Annotated in this window: 4 protein-coding genes and 1 pseudogene; 2 read left to right on the top strand and 3 right to left on the bottom strand. The window is 72.8% G+C overall.

Annotated features, from left to right (window positions below; translation table 11 throughout):
* Positions 1-99: 99 nt before the first annotated feature.
* The 3 genes from ACFXPX_RS43525 to ACFXPX_RS43515 form a co-directional block, all read right to left on the bottom strand.
* On the bottom strand, positions 100-1,476 hold the full coding sequence (locus tag ACFXPX_RS43525; RefSeq protein WP_380645079.1) for a TolB family protein: 1,377 nt from the start codon (positions 1,474-1,476) through the stop codon (positions 100-102).
* A gap of 189 nt (positions 1,477-1,665) precedes the next feature.
* Complete coding sequence (locus tag ACFXPX_RS43520) at positions 1,666-2,436, bottom strand: lysophospholipid acyltransferase family protein (RefSeq protein ID WP_375892416.1); 771 nt, start codon at positions 2,434-2,436, stop codon at positions 1,666-1,668.
* Between the two features lie 252 nt (positions 2,437-2,688).
* Positions 2,689-3,114: a DUF4395 domain-containing protein gene (locus ACFXPX_RS43515; protein ID WP_375892414.1), complete on the bottom strand. Its 426-nt coding sequence runs from the start codon at positions 3,112-3,114 to the stop codon at positions 2,689-2,691.
* Between the two features lie 221 nt (positions 3,115-3,335).
* On the opposite strand from ACFXPX_RS43515, the gene ACFXPX_RS43510 reads away from it, so the two are divergent.
* Together ACFXPX_RS43510 and ACFXPX_RS43505 are read left to right on the top strand one after the other, a co-directional pair.
* The gene (locus ACFXPX_RS43510; protein WP_380532964.1) at positions 3,336-3,749 is read left to right on the top strand and encodes a thioredoxin family protein; all 414 of its coding nucleotides are present in this window, start codon (positions 3,336-3,338) and stop codon (positions 3,747-3,749) included.
* A gap of 298 nt (positions 3,750-4,047) precedes the next feature.
* A pseudogene (locus ACFXPX_RS43505) lies at positions 4,048-4,160 on the top strand (electron transfer flavoprotein subunit beta); the annotation flags it as partial.

The following is a 4,160-nucleotide window of genomic DNA, read 5'->3' as shown; positions in this document are numbered from 1 at the left end:
GTACTGCAGGGGGGACCCTGTGGGAGAGTAGGACGCCGCCGAACAATCATTCAGAAAAGCCCCTGATCCCTTCGGATCAGGGGCTTTTCGCATGTCCGCTCAGTTGTCGTCGTCCTCGTCGGGCAGCTGGGCGTCGTCGGTCTTCGGCTGACCCTGGGCCTGGGCCGGCTTGGGCTCGGTGGTCGGGGCGTCCGAAGGCGCTGCCGAGGCCGGTGCCGAGGCTGCGGCCGATGGCGCGGCCGATGGCGCGTCCGAAGCGGGCGCTGACGGGTCGGCCGGCGTTGCGGGTGCTGCTGCCACTGCCGCGGTGCCCCAGGACGGCCGGTCGAGCCACTTGTCGGCGGTGTTGGTGAGGCGGGTGACGCCCGTGCCGTCGGCGCGCATGCTGTAGAGGTCGGCGCCGCCGCCGGAGGGGGCCTGGGCGAAGACGATGGACTTGCCGTCGGGTGCGTAGGCCGCGGCGCCGTAGAAGGCGGTGGACGGGGCCGGGGTGAGGGCGCCGATGGCGGTGCCGTCGGGGTGGACGGTGTAGATGCCGCCGCCGGGGGCGTTGTCGGGGCCGGCCGGGTAGGTGGTGAAGAGGATCTGGGTGCCGTCGGGGGACCAGGTCGCACGGTCGCCGGCCCGCAGTTCCCAGGGGGTGAGCTGGCGCAGCCCGGTGCCGTCCGTGCCGACCACGTAGACGGCGCGGCTGTTGGCGGGTTGGCCGGTGGCGCTGGTGCGGTACTCGAAGGTGAGCTGCTTGCCGTCGGGGGACCAGCTGGGGTTGCTGACGGCGCCGGAGTAGGGCTTGTCGTTGGTCAGGAAGGTGAGCCGCTGGACGTTGGTGCCGTCGGGGCTCATCAGGTAGAGGTCCGAGTACTGGACCTGGTTGTTGTGGGCCTGGTCGAGGGCGCCCCAGGAGCGGCTGAACGCGAGCTGCTTGCCGTCGGGGGAGAAGGCGGGGGCGCGTTCGTCCTCGTTGGCGCAGTCGGCGGTGCCGCTGGCGGCGTCGCAGAGCTGGCTGATCTGGTGGGCGTTGTCGCCGCCGGTGGTGACGGTCCAGAGCCGGGCGGTGCCGGACTGTGGATCGGTGCGGTCGAAGGCGACGGCGCTGCCGTCGGGGTTCCAGTCGGGGTGGTCGTCGCGGGCGCGCGCGGGCGGCTGGGTGATCTGGTGCTGGTCGGTGCCGTCCGGGCCGAGGGTGACGATGGCGCTGGTGGTGCGGGCGGCGTCGGTGTAGGCCCGGCTGACGATCAGTCCGTTGCGGGTCTCGGCGTGCGCCGCGGCGCCGACGACGCCGGGGGGCGCCGACGGGGTGGGGTCCGGGGTCGCGGTGGGGGACTCCGGGCGGATCTCGGAGAGTGGGATGTCACCGGGTTCGGCTCCGCACCCGGTGAGCAGGGTGCCCAGAAGCAGGAGGCCCGCACCGGCGGTTGCGCGGGTGCGGGCCTTGCCGCTGGTGGGGGACTGCCGTGTGCCGGCGATCCGTGTCATCTCCGTCTCCGACCTTTCCGACCGCTTCGACGTGTGCCCCGGTCCGCGGTGGGAGGGACGCAGGACGCATCCAGGAGGAAGGCCCCTGGAAGGAGCTGTCACTGTGTCAGACGGGGTGTGTCGGCGGCCGGGCGACACGCGACGGATCGCATCGGCTCGGTCACACGGAGTAGACGGCTCCGGGGCGGGTCAGCCCCGGGCGGCGCGGCGCTCGGCCTTGGCGAGGGCCTCCGCCTCGTCCTCGGCCTCGGCGACCTCCAGGGTCGGCGCGGTGCCGCCGAGCTGGGCGGGCAGCCACCAGCTGTCCTCGGGGCCGGAGGGCTTGCCGGGGTACTCGCGCTGGGCCCGGTCGAGCATCTCGCTCATGGCGGCGCGCAGCTTTCTGGTGACCATGACGGGCTTGTCGTTCGGGCCGAGGTGGATCGGTTCGCCGATCATGATCGTCACCGGGACGTGGCGCTTGGTGAGGGTCTTCGGACGGCCCTTGGTCCAGAGCTGCTGCGTGCCCCACAGGATGACCGGAAGCAGCGGGGCGCCGGAGTCGGCGGCCATCCGGGCGGCGCCGGTCTTGAACTTCTTCAACATGAACGAGCGGCTGATGGTCGCCTCGGGGAAGACGCCGACGACCTCGCCGGCCTTGAGGGCGCGGACGGCGGCCTCGTAGGCGGGCTGGCCGTCGGTGCGGTCGACCGGGATGTGCTTCATGCCGCGCATCAGCGGGCCGGAGACGCTGTGCCGGAAGACGTCGTCCTTGGCCATGAAGCGGGTCTTGCGCTTGCCGCCGCGGTAGGCGCCGAGGCCGGCGAAGAGGAAGTCCAGGTAGCTGATGTGGTTGCTGACCAGCACCGCTCCGCCGTTGGCGGGGATGTGCTCGGCGCCGATGATCTTGATCCGCACGTCGAGCGCGCGGAAGGCGGTGAGTGCGGCGCCGATCACCGGCGGGTAGACGAACTCTGCCACGGTCAGTCCTGACTTCCACGGGCCGGGGCCCGGTACGGCGGGTACCCGCGCCGTGCGCGGGGGCCGACCGGAGCACGGCACGCCGCGGCGGTCACGGGTGATACACGGAGATGATCCCCCGAACGAGTGCCTGCTGTCACCTGAGGCGTGCGGTCAAGCGAATATTCACGGTGTGATCTCCGTGATGAATCCGACCGGGAACTTTTCCGGCCCGCCGCCCGGCCCGCCGTCCGGGCCCGGCACCCGCTCCGATCAGGCCCCGGCGCCCAGGCGGCCCTGGGCGCGGCGGACGATCGGGTAGATCTCGCAGCCCGGGCAGTAGCCGAAGGCGGCGTTCAGGAAGGCCGCGGCGAGGGCGAAGCCGGCGGTCAGCAGTCCGAGCCAGCCGACGCCGGTGAGGAAGCCGAGGGTGCCGATGACGGCGAAGACGGCCCCGCCGCCCTGGGCGAAGCGCAGCGGGCGTTCGTCCTCGGTGGTGGTGGGCGGCGCCAGGCGGGGGGCGATGAGGAGGTGGAACAGGCCGACGTACGGGGAGCGGCGGGGGCCGGCGACCGCGCCGACCAGGAAGACCAAGGCTTGGAGGGAGAGCAGCAGGCCGCTGCCGGTGATCAGGACGGCGGCCAGCACCGCACTGGTGAGCGCGGCGGCGAAGCGGTGACCTCGGGGGTCGGTCTGCAAGGAGTCTCCGGAGTGGTCGCGACGGGCGGCTGCGGCGGGCGGCTGCGGCGGGGCGCGTCAGCGACAGCGGACGGTGGTGACGGGCCTCGGGTCGACGACGCGACGGACGGTCAGCAGCGGCGGGGAGAGGGGGGCGGAGTCCACCCGCCGATCGTACGGGCCCGGTGTCGGCAGGTCGACCTCCCTTTCGGAGCCCGTACGCGCTGCCGCAGACTGGGGGGATGACCGGACTCGTGGTGTGCCTCGTCGTACTGGCGGTGGCGAGCGGGTTCGGGCTGGTGAGGACAGGGCGCGACGGGAGGCTGCGGGTGCGCACCAAGGACGGGACGGTACGGCTGTCGGAGGAGGACTTGGGCGGGCCGCTCGGTGAGCGGGCGACCCTGGTGCAGTTCTCCACCGCCTTCTGCCAGCCGTGCCGGGCGACCCGGCGGGTGCTGGCCGAGGTGGCCGGGATGCTCGACGGGGTCGTGCACGTGGAACTGGACGCCGAGGCGCAGCTGGAGCTGGTCCGTCGGCTGGAGGTGCTGCGGACGCCGACCGTCCTGGTGCTGGACGCGGCCGGGCGGGTGGTGCGCCGGGCGGCGGGGCTGCCGCGCAAGGCGGACGTGATCGCGGCGCTCGGCCGGGCGGTGTGACGGACGGGCGACCGGCGGCGGAGGGGCGGCCGGAGGGGCGGCGAGGGGATTCGTCGACGGTTGGTACCCCCCGTGAGGTGGGGCCGGCCCCCGGCTGGGGCAGGATGGGCGCAAGCGGCGGTGCCGGCCGTCCGACCAAAGCTACTGGCCAGTAGTGACCACTGCGCTACCGCCGAGTATGCTGCCAGGAAGTTCCGGACCGGCACGGGAAACTCGCTGCCCGGAGCGGGTGCGTGCCGTGTTCGCACCCGCTTGCACGCCGCAGCCGTCGGACGAGACCAGTACAGGAGACAAGGCCGTGAGCTTGAGGATCGTTGTCTGTGTGAAGTACGTGCCGGATGCGACGGGTGACCGTCGTTTCGCGGACGACCACACCACGGACCGGGAGGGTGTGGACGGCCTCCTGTCGGA

The organism is Kitasatospora sp. NPDC059146 (genome assembly GCF_042786665.1).
Taxonomy (GTDB): Bacteria; Actinomycetota; Actinomycetes; order Streptomycetales; family Streptomycetaceae; genus Kitasatospora.
This window is presented reverse-complemented; position numbering and strand designations above follow the sequence as displayed.

Bases quoted from the DNA above. Each gene is read 5' to 3' on its own strand.
- ACFXPX_RS43510 (WP_380532964.1), top strand. From the start codon at position 3,336: ATGACCGGACTCGTGGTGTGCCTCGTCGTACTGGCGGTGGCGAGCGGG.
- ACFXPX_RS43525 (WP_380645079.1), bottom strand. From the start codon at position 1,476: ATGACACGGATCGCCGGCACACGGCAGTCCCCCACCAGCGGCAAGGCC.